The sequence below is a fragment of the Rhizobium sp. 05N49 genome, from assembly GCF_056396805.1.
Window position 1 is genome coordinate 112,728 of the sequence record NZ_JBFTME010000017.1, and the last position, 16,477, is coordinate 129,204.

A 16,477-nucleotide genomic window follows, 5' to 3' on the forward strand; every position below is an offset into this window, starting at 1 on the left:
TTTCTCCTCTTCGATCTTGATTGAATTCCCATCGGAACGACTTCGTCTGGAACCTACGCGATTGCCGCGACTGCGGCCTCGGCGACGGCGATGTCCTGCTCGACGGATCCTGCGCTAGCCCCGACCGCGCCGATGATCCGGCCGTCGCGGACGACAGGAATGCCTCCGCCGAAAATGACCACGCTTCCTCGGTTTGTCTGATGGATCCCGTAGAGCGGCTGTCCTGGTTGTGCGAGCGTCGCGAGATAAGCCGTCGTCTTGTCGAAGATCCTCGCCGTTACCGCCTTGTTGATGGCCAGTTCGATACTGCCGATCAGCGCATCATCCTGACGGACGAACGCGACGAGATGGCCGCCGACATCGACGACAGCTATGTTATAGGCAATACCGAACGCTTCGGCCTTGGTCTCGGCAGCGCTGAGCATCCGCTTTGCTTCGTCGAGCCTGATTGATGCGTTTGACATGAACATCAGTCCTTGATCCAGATTGCTATCGCGCCGATCGTTCGGCTGGGCTGCGTGCTTCAGACCATGCACCGCGTTGGTGGTTAGCGGACGAAGCTGCCGCTGCAATTTCTGACCTCACGCTAGCATCCAAGCGCAAACGCCACCCGTTAAAGCTTGAGAATCGAAGGGAATCCATCGAGACACGACCGTCGTGGCTGCTGCAAACTGAAACACCGGCAGTCACTTAGCTTCGGCATAGGGAAAATGGTGTCTTCCCCACGATCTGGGATTACGTCTCATCCGCGTTTTGACCAGATAGCGCAGTTGAGCCGGTGACGATCGCCTAGCAACTGGAGGGCGCAGACCTTTGGCGCCATCTGCCTGCCGGCCTGTGGCCTCCATTATTAGCCCGTTACCTAGGGAGAATAGCGCCGATAGACCGATCTGATCTCGTCGCGAAAGCTTCTTATAATGCGTGTCACCCCGTTGCTACGCACCCCCACAAGCGGTGTTACGAGGCAGATCGTCCTTTCGATTGCCGGATCGACAACGACGGCTCCCTGCATCGTCTCGGGGTCGACAACGAACTTAGGCAGAATTCCATAAGCGAGCCCGGAAGACACCAATTGCGTGATGGCCGTCAGGCTGTCGGCTTCGACGACGATGTTGAGCCTCACTCCTTGCGCGCTTGCCAAGTGATCCAGTTCCCGGCGGGTAGAATGTTTCCGGCTCTGGAGGACCAGCGGAAAGGACGCCAAGCTTGCGAAAGGCATCTCCGGAAGGAGCGGGGTGGCATCGCGTGCTGCAACCAAATGCAGCCGATGGGTGAGCACGGGTTCCGGATTGAATCTGCTGATGGCCGAACTGTCGTATATAACTGCGATGTCTAGCCTGCCATCGCCCAGCCATTCCAGGAGATGTCCCGTCGATCCCTCGACGATCTGCATCTGTGTCCCGGGAAAGTCGGTCCTCAGCCTCGCCATCAGCGGAACGGTCAGCAGCAGTGCGGTCGACGGCATGATGCCGACGGTAATGACCCGACCGACAGAACCGCTCATTGCTTCCAGCGAAGCGCGCAGACCCGCAAAGGTCTCGGTTACCGACCGGGCAGCCTCAAGGACCACCGCCCCTTCGTCGGTAAGGATGACGCCGCGCCCGTCGCGATGAAATATCACGACGCCGAGCTCGGACTCCATCTCACGAACAGCCCTACTGAGGGTCGATTGCGTCACGCCGAGGACGATTGCCGCACCGGAGAGACTCCCGTGCTCTGCAATCCTGATCAGATACAGACAGGATGCGAGGTTCATTGCCGATATTCCAATCACGTTTGTGTCGAGGCCGGTTCAGCGCGCCGGAACTGGGCGAGGTGCGACTCCGGGGGAGCGCGCGCGAAAATCGCGGAACCGAAAAAATTCCCGCTCGACGCCTGCCGAGAATTCAACTCGATGAGCCAATCTACGAGGACGCAGGCTCAGGCGCATTGTCTACCGGCAGCGTAACCCGTGTCTCCTATGAGAATGGGCAAAGTTCAGCGCCCGCCCGGTCCCAGTCGAACATCAGTGGCTTGAGCGCATTCGAATATTCATGAACGGCGGCAGACAATCGAGCAAATTGGCGTAAAATCCGGAAAATCTTGACACCGCGCGGGCGGGCTGCGGGTTAACAAGTATTCTGGCGGTACGTCTGCATTGGAATATGTCTATCGGGGCCGCCGTCAGCTCGCAATCGATGCATCATCGATCGCGTGCGAACCATCCCACCTGACTGGAGCTCGTCGAATCGTAGAAGTCAGGCACTGACATCTTCGATGATGCACATCGGTTGTCCTCCAAGCACGCCACCAGGAACTGCACGCTGCAGCAACAGCGTGGCACAGCGAAGGTCGGCGGTGTCGGTTGTGGCATCGAACCGGCTTAGAAATTCCCGCAATGTGTAAAGTGCCCGGTCCCTACTGGAGTGTCCGCCGATCAATCGTAAGCGGGCTATTGCGATCCGTATCCGCAATTCCCAACTTACAGACGAATGCTCGCGCGAAAGGAGAAGGGCCTTTGTTAGCAGCGTATCGGCTAGGTCCAGAGGCGGCTCCGGGAGTTGCATCAGAATTTCGGCTTTCACACGCAGGAGCTCAGGAAGCCTGAATGTCCCGCCACTTCGTTCGTCCTGCGCAAGTGCGGTGTCGATCGTTGCAATTGCCTCTTCGTAGGCACCGGTGCGGATTAAAGTCTGCGCAAGCGAACCAATGACAGCCGCAGCCGCACCGGCCAGCATCAAGGAGCGCAGCGCGACAGCACGAAGCGGACCGACGTTGCGATCCCCGATCGATTCTTCCTGCTCCAGCTGATGGAGCATTGCCTCACCAGCCGCATATAGCCCGGAGAACCGATACCGTTGTGCCAAATGGTTGAGTTCCCGGACAAGGCGCTTTGCCTTTTGCACTTCTCCACACAGAAACTGGATCTCAGCCGCGACGAGCAAACAAATGCAGAGCGGGCCGGCCTCGGCTCTCGCGGACGTCACCGCCTGCTCGGCAAGACGCGCACCCAACGCGTGGGAACCATGCAGCCACAGAACGCGCGCGTGCAAAACTCTCGCAAGAGCCTCGTGTGCTCGTTCGAACTGTCCCAGGTCGAGCCTGCCTGACCTGCTCGCACGATCAAATCCGGCCCGATAGGCCTTGTCTGCAAGGCGCTGGTCTCCAACCATATGAAAGGTCGTACCGAGCAGCCATTCTGCAACAGCGGTTTCTGTCGGACCGCCGCGGATCGTCGCCTCGGTCGCGTAGCGCTTTGCGAGATCAAGACTCTTGCGAAAATCCCCCGATCTCAGAGACAGAAGATGCAAGCCTGACTGGAGATGAAACGTTCGACGGCTGTCGCTCAAATTCCTGCCGAGTTCCAGACCGCGTTGAAGAATAGACGCCGTCTCGTCCAGATGATCCCCGGCATAGACCATAGCGACGGAAAGGCTCTCGAGAAGGTCCAACTCCAGTTTCGTCGCGCGGAAGTTTATCGGCAGTATCGACAGCGCCTGCCTGCACCATTTGCTGCATTCATTGAGACGCCACATTCGAAGGAGAACAGCAGCCATCAGAGCGCTCATCTCGACGGCGAGCGCCACGTCGCCTTGTTCAGAAAAGGCCCAATTCAGTGCTGCACGGATATTGTCCAGATCGGATACCACCGGAGGCTTGGCTCGGTCTTTCAACGCAAAGCTCTCCTGTGCCGCAACTGTGCGCAAATGTTCCATGTAGTAGAGCGCGTGCAGCCGCCGCACACTTGCGCCCTTCCCTGACTGGGCGAGCTTGCCTTCCGCATAAGTCCTGGTCATGTCCAGAAGTCGGTAGCGGGACGTCTCTCCGAATGGCTCCCACCAAAGGAGTGACTTTTCCACGAGCTCACCCAGAGAAAGCATGACTTCATCCGTCGCAATGTCGCCGTCGCCAGCGACAATCAGGGCCGCGTCCTGCGAAAAGGTGCCGGCAAAGGCCGACAGACGATGGAGTACTCTCTTCCCCGCGTCCGAGAGCAGCTCGTAACTCCAGTCGATCATTGCTTCCAGGGTTTGGTGCCGTGGAGAAGCAGCACGACGTCCTTTCCATCGCAAAGCGAGCTGATTATCTGCGACCGCCAGCCTTGCGAGCCCATAGTTTCCGACCCGGCTTGCCATGATTTCGATCGCGAGCGGATTGCCGTCGAGCCGTCGACATGTTTCAGCAACGAGGGCTGCATGCTCGTCTCGCAGCCCTCCCCGATGACCACTTCTGGCTGCCCTCTCCATAAAGAGCTGAACAGAGGGCCAAGAGAGAGCCCGTTTCGCCGTGAGCCGACCGGTGGCCGGCGGCATGGCGAGTGGAGGAAGAAGATAAATTACCTCTCCTCGAAGCCGAAGCGCTTCGCGACTGGTGGCGAGAAAATGTGTGTTGCTCCCTCGTGAGAGCATGAAGTCTGCTATCTGGGCAATCGCATCGATTACGTGTTCGCAATTGTCGAAGATGATCAGACTGCGCTGACGGGAAACATGATCGCAGAGCCGGTCAAGGACCGTCTCATTGGCTCCGGCGTCAGCCCCGGTTATCGAGGCGATGGCATCAGGAACGCGATCCGGATGGTCGACCATGTCGAGGTCTATGAAATAAACTCTGTCGAAGTCGTCAATGCGTCGGGCCACCGTGACTGCAAGTGACGTCTTTCCGACGCCGCCCGATCCCACAATCGTTACGAAACGTCTCTGTTTGACGGTTTCGGCCAGCTCGACAAGTTGGTCCGCGCGACCGACCAGGCGTCCCTCACCGGCCGGCAAAGTTTCCGTTCCGCGGCCTGTGTCCATCGTGATGTGGAGATCGGGGTTCGTGTCGATCCGGTCGACTTCGCCAAGCTGCGCTTCCTCGGACACCTGTCTTGTGACGGGTTCCACAAAACAATACCCCCGCCCCGCGACGCTTGTGATGTAGCGAGTGCCAGGCTCCCCGCAACCAAGCGTTCTTCGCAGACGCGCCATCTGGACGCGGATATTGGAATCCTCAACGCTCAACCCTGCCCATGCAGAGGCCAGGAGTTCGCGGTTTGAAATGATCTCGCCCGGCTTTTGAATCAATGCAACGAGAAGATCGAAAGCCCGACCTCCAATCGGCACGTCCAGACCGTCGCGCCGGAACTTTCTGCCGTGCGGTTCGACTTGAAATGGTCCAAATGCGAAAACGCCATCCGGGGGGCCGTCATGCATCGCGAAAAATTACCTTAGTCTATCGCCGATCTGTCACACACTGATAGTTTTACCCCAGAAGCGCGGGCGAGGCGGTTAAAAGAGGTTAATTTCAAATTGAACACCTTGAGCGTGATCGCGAATATGCGATAACCTTCAAAATTGCATCAGCCTATCTGTCACAACTTGGCATCCCGAGAAGCCAATCTGACGGCTGTCAGCGACTGACCTGAAGCGCCGGCGAAGGCTGCTATCGTCGATTGGCCGGGCGACACTTTGAAACGGTTGTGTCGAAAGCCTGCGACACAGCGTAGGACAATAGCGTGCCCCCCGGGGCCACAACGTTGTGCTGGCTAGCACGGATCTGCGATCGAGAGCCCTCTGAAAGCAGAGGTCACGGCTTCGCACGCGTAAGCGATAGACATCTGACCGACGATAATTGCCGAGAGCGATGCGGTTTGAACCCGCTTGCCGCTCTCGCGATGGGTCGACACGTGATCGAGCAGGGCCGAGAGCGCACACAATCAAGAACGCACGGGGAAATCCTGATGCATGTCGCCACGGCAGAGTCAGCGGCTTCGAGCAGAAAAAACTGGCGACTGCGGCGGGGCTTGCAATGACAATTGCAGCCGAGAGAAAGCAAAATAGCGCAGCCTTTGGTCGCTGGACATAGTTGCCTCGGCGGTGACTGCCTTCATGGCGATTTGACATCCACGTGCCGATGACAGCCGACCTTGTTAACGCGATATGCCCGGGCGGAAGCGCTCAATTGACCGCGCGTTACGAACTTTAACGCCTGTTTTGCGGCGAACTGATCTACGCTTCAGGATGAACTGCATGCACGAGGACAAGTCGATGGCGGCGATCCTAGCCTTCACTCAACAGGCCGCGACCGGGCGCGTGAGCCGGACATGGACACGGACGATGAAAAGGAGAAACGACATGGCATCCGTCATTGAAAAAATTGCGCTTCCCGTTTCACCCGACCAGGTGTGGAAACTGATCGGCGGGTTCGGTTCTCTGCCCGACTGGCTTCCCTTTGTTTCGAGTCTGGAACTCCATGACGGCGGCCGCGTCCGCCGCTTTTCAACAGTGGAGGGTGCGCAATTTTCGGAAAGGCTGACAAGATTTGATCAGGCCAAACGCAGCTATACCTATGAACTTGTCGAGGCGCCAATTCCCGTCGGCGCCTATCTGTCGACACTGGGCGTCACCCAAAGCGATGCTGGCAGCGGGTCTGTGGTGGAGTGGTCAGGTGAATTCAAACCTGTCGGTGCGACTGAGGCGGAGGCAGTCTCCGTGGTATCCGGTATCTACCGGACCGGCTTGAAAGCCCTCGCTCAACAGTTAGAGCACGACTTGCGTTGAAATCCCCCGCCGCCGAAGGCTAATCGCCGCCAGCACCCCGTCGTGCTCGATAGGCGATACCGATTGCCCCCTGCGTGTCGTCTTGCTGGCAACGGACTGGGCGATCTCCCATTCGTGCGACCAAGGGCCAAGCGGTGCGGTCGGCGGGCGAAATAACGGGAGGACTAGCCGCGAGAACCTTCGCGTTGGTAACTTGCCCTAACCCGGGTGATCGAGTTCATGTCCATTGCGGAGAGCAGTTAACACTCGACAACTGGCCTCCGAGGCATGCGTGAGCAAGTAACACGTCACTCGTCTCTTCAAACAGAAAAACGGGGGAAACGCCGCTACGCCTTCTTTTCGATATCCGGCTTGCGGCCGCCCACCGGATGTTACTGTCAACTGATCAACCCATTGCGGAGATTAGCAGAACCTGCGGCTTTGTAGCCCTCCTCTCATTTTTCGTCGGCCTTCTTCGCAAAATACGGCACCGCCCCAACGGGCCTGCGCCATGCATCGAACATCGAAAGGGATTTCTCATGACATCCAATAATTCGCCTTTGAGCGTCACCATCCTTGGAACCGGGATCATCGGCAGTGCGGTCGCGCGGAACCTTGCTGCAAAAGGCTTCAGTGTTCGGGTCTGGAACCGGACCATTGAAAATGCACGCCCACTTGCCGACAACGGCATCACGGTATGCGAGGACGTCAATGATGCCTTAGACGGATCCGGGCTAATCATCACCATCCTCAAGGACGGCCCGGCCGTCGAAAGTGCTCTGCGGTCCGCCGAGCTCGATCAAAGAAAGACGGCTTGGATTCAGCTTAGCACCGTTGGTGTTGACGCGACCCTCTCGCTGGCAGCCCTCGCCTCCGGCCATGGCATCGCATTCTACGATGCTCCAGTGCTGGGGACACGCGCGACTGCCGAACAGGGACGCCTCGTCGTTCTCGCCTCCGGCCCCGAAGGCGCTCGCAGCGACGTGCAATCCATCTTTGACGCCATTGGCCAGAGGACGATCTGGGTCTCAGAAACTCCGGGCGACAGCAGCCGGCTGAAGCTGGCTTTGAATGCCTATGTCCTGGCACTGACCCACGGCACCGCAGAAACCCTGAAGATTGCCTCGACGCTCGGCGTCGATCCGAACCACGTGATGGATGCGCTCAAGGGCGGACCGCTCGACAGCGGCTACCTGCAGATCAAAGGTGCCGCGATGCTGGCGGGCGACTACACCACCAACTTTTCGGTCGAGAATGGAATGAAGGACGCTGGTCTCGTCCTGGAGGCTCTCAAAGACTCCTCCGTACAGGTGGACCTGGTCGAAGCGGGGCTGAATCGGTTCCGTCGGGCGGCCGAGGCAGGTTATGGAAACCTTGATATTGCCGCGTCCTTTCTTGTTTGAGGGGCTCCCTGACATCAGCATCTTGTGCGGACAAGGCTCGCCGAGCATCCTACAGCAATCGACCCAGCCGCCCTTGAGTGGCAGCTATCGGGCAGGCTGGGTAGTGGATGAGGCTGACGGAGTTCTGGAGGCACGGCAGCGGCGATTTTTAGAGGCGTCAAGACGTCGATGCCCGACTGAATACACCTTGCTCGAGCACTTGTCCTCGCAAGCCGGTTAGTATGGAGATCCTTCACAACGTCTTCGAGGCCGACCACGACCACATTCCGCCGATCTCGTTTATCGGAGGCCTGTTGAGGGCTTGAGAGGTTGCAGGACGATATCGGCGAGCGCGGATTTTCCGATCTGGAACGCCACCTGGTACTCCGGGTCTTCCACCATCTCCTTGAACGCGGTCCGCCTGGGATATTGCACCAGCAAGACGGCATCCCATCCCTGCCCGTCGCCAGTTGTCAGTATCTCCAGACCATCACCGCGGAACAGGATCTTGGCGCCGAAGCGAGCGAGAATCGGTTCTGCCATTCTCAGGTACTCGAGATGCCGTTCCCGACCACCGTCGGGAGCGAATCGAAGAAGGTTCAACATCACGACGGGGGCATCGTCCTCTTCAGCCAGAAAATTGGCAAAGACGTCGGGTGAAAACGCAACCATTAAGCTTTCCTTTCCTCAGGCGCCGTTCTTGCGCCGCCGTGAAGATTAAATCCGTGGTCCGTCAGAAACTGTCAGGAACGCCAGTTTCCATCCTGCGCCAGCCAGCACCTTATGAGCGAGGATCAACGGTGAGGTGACGGAAGGCCGACCTGTTCTCGTACCAAGCGGCCAAGATGCGTCCGTCGTGAAAATAGACGGTGTGTTCGGCCAAACCATGCGCTCCGACGATGCGACTTATCTCAAGGTCCGGCGTGGCGGACGCATCGTCTCCGTCGCGGTGATCATCGCCTCGGCGTCAACACCGATGGTCGACGCGAAGTGCCCGGCTTGGAAAGCGGTACCTCTGAGGCTGAGCAGATCTGGACGAAGTTCCTGCGTAGGCTTACACGGCGCGGTTTGCGTGGTGTCAAGCTCGCCGTGTCCGATTGCACGAAGGCATCAAAGCCGCCGTGTCCAACGTCCTTTCCGCTACCTGCAAAGATGCAGGGTTCACTTCATGCGCAATGCGATGGCGCATGCCGGCAAGAGCGGTCGACGCGTGGTCTCAGCATTCATTGCAACCGCTTTTGCCCAGGACATGTGAATAGCACCGTCGCCCCTTGACGAAAGGCAAGCCAGCGCATGAAATTGGCAGGCAAAATCGCGATCCGGTCGGTGTCATCATAGGCGCCGACAGAATCCTCTCGTATGGCAGGATTGGTCTGTGACTTCATCGCGCAGGTTCGGGAGGACGAAGATTGAAAACGTCTGTCGTTGCCGCGTTGGCGTCCACTCTTATGTGTGCGGCCTGTTCAACTCCACCGCCCGCCGCCGCGGCCAAGCCGTCTCACGACAGCAACGTCCAGCACGCGTCGGAAGGGGCGGACTGCACATCCAAACCAAACTACCAGGGCATGTTGCGCACTCTCTGCTATTGACGCGCCTGTCCGCTGCGCAGCCGATCGAAGCGTCATGGCGCTCGGCTCTGGCCTCGAGGGAGTCCACAACTCGTCTGTCGAAGCGGAACGACAGCGACATCGCCTGTGGGACGAGCAGCCACGCGGGCATAAAGATGCCGCTGCGAAAAAATTGTCATTCATTTTAGAGTGTGGACTTATCTAGAACTCAGATCATTCGGCCGCCGTCGGGATTGCAGCTTTCGACAGATGCGGGCGCGAAAGGATATGTCAGGAGACAGAGAAGCATATCGGAGCTTTCAGCATAGCGACCGCGCCGACACGCGCGAGAAAACGGGAATGCGCGTCACCGTGGCACTTATTGCCGGCCACTCCCGACCCACGCCTCGTCGTCCCCTTCGGGCAGGCGCCGTTTTCCGCGTCAATGCTTTCGTTGATCGTTGCCGCGCGCTGCCCTCAAAAGGCTCTCTGCCTCGAGGATCGCCTCGTCGATGCGTTCGACCACTCTGCCAAGCACTGGGTTTTTCTCGGCAATCGGTCTGGCAGATTTCAAACACTGAAGAATGAGCTCCAATCTTTCCGACATGCCATTTCCATGCGACTGGAAACCTGATTGGAGTGTAGCATGTCGGCTCATGGCGGTGACCCTATGCTTTCGATTGTGCCATCGCGATCATATCCTGCTAATTGGGCATGCCAGTGGCAAAACGCATCATCTGCAGAAATCTCCCGCGCCTTCACCTGCCCAGCCGTACCAACGATCGTGCGATATCGATGATGTCGTCGCGACCAGCGGTCGGATCCTCCCTGTTCCAGGCGACACCCAGCCCGATCTTGAAGTCGATCCCCCTCACCTTCTTCAGTTCGAAGCCTCGGTTCGGCAGATCCTGCGTCCATTCCGGCACGAAGCCGATGCCAAGCCCGGCTGAGACCAATGACACCAGCGAGAAAGTGTCGTCGCAGGTATAGGCGACATTGTCGGTCAGATCATGCTCCTCGAACTTTTCCGCGAAATAGCGCTCGCTGTAGGAGAGGTTCTGGCGGGAAAAGGAAATGATCTTCTCATCCCTGAGATCCTCGAGATCGATCTCGCTCTTCAAGGACAGCGGGCTCTGCTTGGCGACCGCCAGCAGGTAGCGCTCATGGGCAATCGAGAAGAAGCGCAAGGAGCCGATATTCTCGACCGGCCGGATGAAGCCGAGATTGATGCGGCCTGCCTCGATATGGCGGATGATGTCATCGGTGGTGCCGCTTTCGATATGCATGCGGATATCGGGATATTTGCGGGCAATGCGCGACAGGAAGGACGGCAGCACGCCGATCGTGGCAGGATAGACCGTGCCGATCGCAATCCTCTTCGTCGTCTTGCCGGCAATCGAGCGGGCGATCTCCCTCGACAGGTCGACTTCGCTCAGGATCCGAACAGACCGCTCGTAGAAGGCCGCACCTGCCCGCGTCAGTTCTACCCGCCTGGTCGAACGGATGAAGAGCTGCACGCCAAGTTCCTTCTCCAGCGCCATCACCTGATTCGACAGAGCCGGCTGGGCGATATGCACCTTGGCAGCCGCCCTGCCGAAATGCAGCTCCTCGGCCACGGCAACGAAGTAGGATAGCTGGCGTAGTTCCATTCGTTGTTCGCCTTCTCGACCGATACCTGGAGGCAGTCGGAAGCGTCCAAGCTTCCACGCTGTTTTGTAGAGTATACTCCGTAGATGAATACTCTACAAGCTGCTTGGCTCAGCTTATGGATATACGCGAAGCGTTCGCTCGAAATCTCAGGCTGCTTCGACAGGCCAAAGGCCTGTCCCAGGAAGAGCTTGCTCATCAGGCGGACCTCGACCGAACTTACATCAGTTCTTTGGAGCGCGTCGTTTACAGCCCAACCATTGAGGTGGTCGACCGCTTGGCAAACGTATTGGGAGTTGACGCGGCCGAACTGCTTAAGAAATCCTAGGAATTCGGGCGCCACGTGCTAGCGGCGTCGAGTCGGACATGGCCGCCTTGAACGGATCTGAACCGCCGCCTCTCTGATTGCGAACCACTTTAAGTTCGGCGCTTTGATATTGCTGAGCTTTTGAGGCTATCTCGACATGCAGACCGTGCATCAACGGCGTTTACTATCACTTTGACAAGGACGACTATGCGCAGAGCCGCAGCCCGGCGTTCCGCGTCGTCGATACGCGTGACTTCAAACCTTAGTATTTGATGTCTCGTCCTGTTTGACGACCTTTTTGCTTGGTGGCGCGTTTATCCTGCCGGCATGCAGCATTGCTTTGGTCGTTGGCCGCGCGGCAGTCCTGCTTTGTATCCCGCGCGCCCTGGCGGGTGTCTTGGCGGACATCACGCGCAGATTTGCGCTGCTGTCCCTGCTCTGTTGCGACGGACATTACTGGCATGCCCATGAGGAATATTGCAGCCATCGAGGCAGCGGTGAAAGACTTGAGTCCGAACATGGTCCGTCTCCCGTTAAGAGGCCATAATTATAGCCTTGATGCTCTCAGTGGCGGCGTGAATGCCGCCACTGTCACAGGTTCTGCTACATTTTAGAGACCGCTTCCATGGCGTCTGCCACCGTAGAGCCGGTGTTGCTCTTGCAATAGGCGGCGACCTTCTCCGCGTTGGCGTGAGCCTTTTCGCCGTCGATCATCGCACTGCCAGCTTTTCCATGAACGTACCCGTTCACCCACATGGCCACGCCGATGGTTTTGGCGGCAGGCATGTCGCCAACTTCCTTACAGGTGACCTTTGACATGTCCACTTCCGCGGCCAAGGCCTGGCCTGCCAAGCCAAGACCTGCAACTGCAATTGCGATTGAAACAAAGCGCATCATAGTCGTCCTCCCAAACACCCTTGCCCCTTACCAGAGCGAGGGTTCGTGTGTGCAGTGATATGTTTGGAAATCACAAGGGGCCGCGGTCAACTCTGATCGCGGCAGGTCGCAATTTAGAAACAGCTAATAATAGCACGATACGTTGAAGGATACACGCAGTTTCTATTTGCGAAGGATGCCTCGCCTTCTCGGTAAACCACACGGCCTGCTCAGGCGCCACCGAACGGTGCAAGCACCACCGTGATGGCGATCCGCTACGGTCAGCAGAGGTGGCGGGATTTTGTTCACCATGCGCCAGAAAATATCGATGAGACCTTTCAAAGGTTTGTTCTACTCTGGTGTGCCGGCCCGCCCAGAAGGCGGGGTCGCGCTCGGAGGATTGGAAAGCTCGAAGTGCCCCGTGCTGCAATTCTTAAGGCAAGGCGGCCGGTTCGTTTGCGGCATTAACTGCACCGGCGCGGGAAGAAAGCTGCGAAGGACAAGGTCGAAGATGCCATTCACGTCTTCCAACGTCGTGAACATCATCGACGCGCTGCGCAAGTCGGTAGAGGCCGACCTCAGGAGTAAAAGGGCTGCATGACGGGCCACCCACTTGTGCGAGCGGAAGTGCATCGTCGCAACAAACAAGAAACGCTCTTCGCAGGGCTCGGCCTTAGGGGAACTTTCGGCTCTTCACCTTCAACGTATTAATGTGAAGATCCGCACATATCCCGAGCGGGAGACTATGCCGAGCCCGGTTCCTAAAGCACGCGATTTCCGATCAATCCTGACAGCAAGCTCGGTCTATTTTTCAACTGCCACGCCCTAAGAGCGGTCACCGATCTCCGCGAACGCGCTTCCCTGAGGTGCTCCCCGATTATGGCTTAGCAGGAGATGGGATTTTCCGGGGCTATAAGCGCCTCATCACGGTCCTCTCCGTCGGCGATATGGCGAGAATGCGCCTCAAGGAGGCGTACAGCGTGCGGACTTGTTCGAGCAAGTTTCATGCTTTCTCCTCGTAGCCGGATATCGGCTTGAAACCCTCGGCGCCAAGATGACCCACATGATCGAGAACATCGGCGCGGCAATAGACATCTTCGGATTGCTGAACTGAATGCGTTCAGTCGCGACCGTGCAAAGCCAAGGCGAAAGATGCCGCGATGGAGCGCAAGTTTACTCGGACCCAGAAGCCTAGTGAAATCGCAACCATGACCGAACGATTATGCCAGGTGGCATTTGGAAATACTTTCTTTTTAGGATAATCTAATATTTATCTTTCTTATATGTCGATTACATATACGATTGCGTTCGGACCGCGATGATTGGAATGGAGGTTCCAAACATCCAGATCCGCCATCGGCGTTATGCCAATCGGTCAGAGCAGTGCCCGAAGGATTTCACGACCGCCTTGCATTTGGATATTTTACTGGCGCCGATTATTTCGGGTCATCCCGTTCGTCGCGCAGATCATTGCGGCGGCCACAGAACAATTCCGCCTGCACACCAAAAGGGGATATCAATGAGAAGCTTCGTGACACTTATCGCGACAATGTCAGTGGCGCTTTCGTTTGCGATGGCAGCCTACGGACAAAATCCCGTTCCCAGCGCCAGTGATGTGCTCGTCAAATACGGCGAGGTTGAGGACTGGACCGTCTATACCAATCAAACCCGCGGAGATTGCCTGATCGTGCGCGACTTCGGTTCAGGTTCGGTGCAGATGGGCGTTACCGCAAATCAGGACGTCGGATATCTCGGCGTGTTCTCGAAGGCTGATATCGGCCTTCAGAACGGGACCAAGTCGGAAGTCTTCGTCTCCATCGCCGGCCATCTCTATAGCGGTGTCGCCACCAGCACCCATGGAGAACTCAAGGGCGGATATTCGGGCGGCTACATCCTGACGAACAGCCCGGAATTCAAACGCGCCGTCGCGAAGAAATATGAAATGATCGTGTTTCCAGAAACCAAGGGAACCTTCGTCGTCGACCTGAAAGGAACTTACAAGGCAATGGAAATGGGCCGGAAGTGCCTTAAGCATTGATCCTGATGTAGAAAGGCCTGGCCGTAAACCCGGGAGACTACGTCGTGTTGCGCGTTCGGGAAAATGGCACGGGTAGTATCCGTCCGAACGAGACCGCCTGTGAATATTGAGTAAAATAGTTCAGACCCTGTCCTTATTCCCAAGGACAGTTTCCGACATGGAGGTTTTTGAAGGAGATAGTGGGTCTCTTGTAAGCCGTCTTGGGGTGATCAACACCGGACGGCGGCGTCGATTTACGGAAGATGAGAAGCTGCGGATTGTCGCAGAAAAGGTTTGCGGGGAGAGGCCGTGCGTCGGCCACGGCCCGTCAGTACGGCATCAGCCGCTCCCTGTTGAACCGTTGGCGCAAATCGGTTCGCCAGGGTTTGCACGGTCAGAAACAAACCATGGTTTTGTGCCGGCGCTCGTCGTGCCGGAAACTTTTATGCCGGTGAAGCAGGCCACTCCACCAAAACCTGAACGCCGGGCTGTGGGTGAAGGCCGAAACTGGATTTTACCGTGTAAACAACCGGCGGAACAGTTCTCCCGAACGCCGTAGACCTTCGTCCGTCAGGACCCGCGACTTCGACTTGTTCACCGGAACACAGATCAGTCCCTTCTCATGCAACCGGTCCGTCGTCGCCAAGTCAAATCCCTTCCAGGCGCAACATTCGTTGTGGAGCGTCAGCCATAACAGTGCCAGGACCGCGTCATCGATTTTGTCCTCATCGATCGCCATTCTGCCATGCTATCACACGCGGGACTCCAATTTCGTTGCCTTTAAAACCAGCGCGAGAATGAGAAAGAGCCCTTGCGGTTTCCCTTTGGCGGAATGTTGGCCCAGGCCTTGCGCTCTGCCACCTTTGCTCGGATGGCGTTACTATCATAGCCCTTGTCTGCAAGCAGGATGTCACCTTCGCTGAGGCCGCCCGTCAGCGCATCGGCCTCAGTGCAATCGGCAATCTGCCCGCCGGTCAGGCGGAGCGTCTCTGGCCAACCTTCTGCATCGACGAGCGCGTGGATTTTACTCGTAAGCCCGCCGCGGGAACGTCCCATGCCACCATCGTCCTGATCCCCTTTTTTCCGGCGCCGCGTGCTGGTGAACGCGAACACAGGTCGAGTCGTTCGGATTAAGGGCGGGCATCCATGACGAGGCGGATGAGACCCGCGCGGCGGCTGACACCCATCTTCGCGAAGATCGCAGACAAATGCTTCTTGATGGTGTTCGGCGAAACCCCTAGGCAGTAAACTCATAAATTCTCTTGGCGTATTGCGTTGCGCGTGATTCAAGGCTTCCGAATTAGGAGCAATGATGACACGCCGCCGCTACGAACTCACGGACCACGAATGGTCCATTATTTCTCCACTACTGCCGAACAAGCCCCGCGGCGTTCCTCGTGTCGATGACCGGCGGGTCCTGAACGGCATCCTGTGGCGCTTCCGAACCGGCTCGCCGTGGGCGGAAGTTCCTGAACGTTATGGGCCGCCAACCACCTGCTACAACCGCTTCGTGCGTTGGCGGAAGGCCGGTGTCTGGGATCGTCTTCTTGAAGCCGTTTCAGAGGCTTGTGACAGCGACATAGTCATGATCGACTCGACCTGTGTTCGCGTTCACCAGCACGCGGCCACGGGAAAAAAGGGGATCGAGACGATGGTGGCATGGGACGTTCCCGCGGTGGGCTCACGAGCAAAATCCACGTGCTCGTCGATGCCGAAGGTCGTCCAGTCACGCTCCGTCTGACCGGCGGCCAGATTGCCGACTGCACTGAAGCCGATGCGCTGACGGACGACCTCGGCGAAGGTGATATCCTGCTTGTAGATAAGGGCTATGACACCAACGCCATCCGAGCCAAGGCGGCCGAGCGCAAGGCCTGGGCCAACATCCCGCCGAAGGCGACCCGCAAGGGCTCCTTCTCGTTCTCGCGCTGGGTTTACAGGCAACGCAACCTTGTGGAGCGTTTCTTCAACAAGATCAAACAGTTTCGAGGTATCGCCACTCGCTACGACAAGCGCCCGGAAAATTATCTCGCAGCTGTCAAACTCGTCGCCGCAAGGATCTGGTGTCAGAGTTTATGAGTCGACGGCCTAGTCACCTGAATCTGAAGTTCGGTTCATTGTCTTCTGGCAGAAGCGCTTGACCGACGCGAGGATTTGGTCGGCGGATTTGACCCACTTGTACGGGGTGGGGTTCTCGTTGTGGGTTT

At 57.6% G+C, this 16,477-nt stretch carries 12 protein-coding genes and 6 pseudogenes; 7 read left to right on the forward strand and 11 right to left on the reverse strand.

Annotated elements, in window-relative coordinates:
- Positions 1-53: 53 nt before the first annotated feature.
- The 3 genes from AC1DF8_RS27515 to AC1DF8_RS27525 form a co-directional block, all read right to left on the reverse strand.
- The gene (locus AC1DF8_RS27515; protein ID WP_478155784.1) at positions 54-464 is read right to left on the reverse strand and encodes a GlcG/HbpS family heme-binding protein; all 411 of its coding nucleotides are present in this window, start codon (positions 462-464) and stop codon (positions 54-56) included.
- Positions 465-862: 398 nt separating this feature from the next.
- Positions 863-1,756 carry a LysR family transcriptional regulator gene (locus AC1DF8_RS27520; protein WP_478155785.1) on the reverse strand — a complete coding sequence of 298 codons (894 nt, stop codon included), beginning with the start codon at positions 1,754-1,756 and terminating at the stop codon, positions 863-865.
- Between the two features lie 481 nt (positions 1,757-2,237).
- Complete coding sequence (locus AC1DF8_RS27525) at positions 2,238-5,171, reverse strand: ATP-binding protein (protein WP_478155786.1); 2,934 nt, start codon at positions 5,169-5,171, stop codon at positions 2,238-2,240.
- 816 nt (positions 5,172-5,987) lie between these two features.
- On the opposite strand from AC1DF8_RS27525, the gene AC1DF8_RS27530 reads away from it, so the two are divergent.
- Positions 5,988-6,518, forward strand: coding sequence for an SRPBCC family protein (locus tag AC1DF8_RS27530; protein ID WP_478155787.1), 531 nt, complete (start codon positions 5,988-5,990; stop codon positions 6,516-6,518).
- Positions 6,519-7,036: 518 nt separating this feature from the next.
- Positions 7,037-7,900: an NAD(P)-dependent oxidoreductase gene (locus AC1DF8_RS27535; RefSeq protein WP_478155788.1), complete on the forward strand. Its 864-nt coding sequence runs from the start codon at positions 7,037-7,039 to the stop codon at positions 7,898-7,900.
- Positions 7,901-8,179: 279 nt separating this feature from the next.
- Here the strand turns inward: AC1DF8_RS27535 and AC1DF8_RS27540 are convergent, their stop codons facing one another.
- Positions 8,180-8,551 carry a DUF1330 domain-containing protein gene (locus tag AC1DF8_RS27540; RefSeq protein ID WP_478155789.1) on the reverse strand — a complete coding sequence of 124 codons (372 nt, stop codon included), beginning with the start codon at positions 8,549-8,551 and terminating at the stop codon, positions 8,180-8,182.
- A 226-nt stretch (positions 8,552-8,777) separates the two neighbouring features.
- Here AC1DF8_RS27540 and AC1DF8_RS27545 point away from each other — a divergent pair.
- Positions 8,778-9,128 (forward strand): annotated as a pseudogene (locus AC1DF8_RS27545) (transposase); the annotation flags it as partial.
- A gap of 1,056 nt (positions 9,129-10,184) precedes the next feature.
- Here AC1DF8_RS27545 and AC1DF8_RS27550 read toward each other — a convergent pair.
- Complete coding sequence (locus AC1DF8_RS27550) at positions 10,185-11,075, reverse strand: LysR family transcriptional regulator (protein WP_478155790.1); 891 nt, start codon at positions 11,073-11,075, stop codon at positions 10,185-10,187.
- A 116-nt stretch (positions 11,076-11,191) separates the two neighbouring features.
- Here AC1DF8_RS27550 and AC1DF8_RS27555 point away from each other — a divergent pair, with 116 nt between their 5' ends.
- Positions 11,192-11,401, forward strand: a complete 210-nt coding sequence (locus AC1DF8_RS27555) for a helix-turn-helix domain-containing protein (protein WP_478155791.1) — start codon at positions 11,192-11,194, stop codon at positions 11,399-11,401.
- A gap of 241 nt (positions 11,402-11,642) precedes the next feature.
- Here the strand turns inward: AC1DF8_RS27555 and AC1DF8_RS27560 are convergent, their stop codons facing one another.
- Both AC1DF8_RS27560 and AC1DF8_RS27565 read right to left on the reverse strand, forming a co-directional pair.
- Complete coding sequence (locus AC1DF8_RS27560; RefSeq protein ID WP_027688628.1) at positions 11,643-11,900, reverse strand: hypothetical protein; 258 nt, start codon at positions 11,898-11,900, stop codon at positions 11,643-11,645.
- Between the two features lie 83 nt (positions 11,901-11,983).
- Positions 11,984-12,277: an HdeA/HdeB family chaperone gene (locus AC1DF8_RS27565; RefSeq protein WP_478155792.1), complete on the reverse strand. Its 294-nt coding sequence runs from the start codon at positions 12,275-12,277 to the stop codon at positions 11,984-11,986.
- A gap of 1,498 nt (positions 12,278-13,775) precedes the next feature.
- Between AC1DF8_RS27565 and AC1DF8_RS27570 the strand changes: the two genes are divergently transcribed.
- Positions 13,776-14,294, forward strand: a complete 519-nt coding sequence (locus AC1DF8_RS27570) for a hypothetical protein (RefSeq protein WP_446983743.1) — start codon at positions 13,776-13,778, stop codon at positions 14,292-14,294.
- Positions 14,295-14,451: 157 nt separating this feature from the next.
- Positions 14,452-14,745 (forward strand): annotated as a pseudogene (locus AC1DF8_RS27575) (transposase); the annotation flags it as partial.
- A 42-nt stretch (positions 14,746-14,787) separates the two neighbouring features.
- Here the strand turns inward: AC1DF8_RS27575 and AC1DF8_RS27580 are convergent.
- The 3 genes and pseudogenes from AC1DF8_RS27580 to AC1DF8_RS27590 form a co-directional block, all read right to left on the reverse strand.
- Positions 14,788-15,012: a DUF6429 family protein gene (locus tag AC1DF8_RS27580; protein ID WP_478155793.1), complete on the reverse strand. Its 225-nt coding sequence runs from the start codon at positions 15,010-15,012 to the stop codon at positions 14,788-14,790.
- Between the two features lie 47 nt (positions 15,013-15,059).
- Positions 15,060-15,396, reverse strand: a pseudogene (locus AC1DF8_RS27585) (transposase); the annotation flags it as partial.
- 7 nt (positions 15,397-15,403) lie between these two features.
- Positions 15,404-15,502, reverse strand: a pseudogene (locus tag AC1DF8_RS27590) (hypothetical protein); the annotation flags it as partial.
- Between the two features lie 83 nt (positions 15,503-15,585).
- On the opposite strand from AC1DF8_RS27590, the pseudogene AC1DF8_RS27595 reads away from it, so the two are divergent.
- Positions 15,586-16,349: pseudogene (locus AC1DF8_RS27595) on the forward strand (IS5 family transposase).
- A 9-nt stretch (positions 16,350-16,358) separates the two neighbouring features.
- On the opposite strand, the pseudogene AC1DF8_RS27600 reads toward AC1DF8_RS27595, so the two are convergent.
- Positions 16,359-16,477: pseudogene (locus AC1DF8_RS27600) on the reverse strand (IS630 family transposase); the annotation flags it as partial.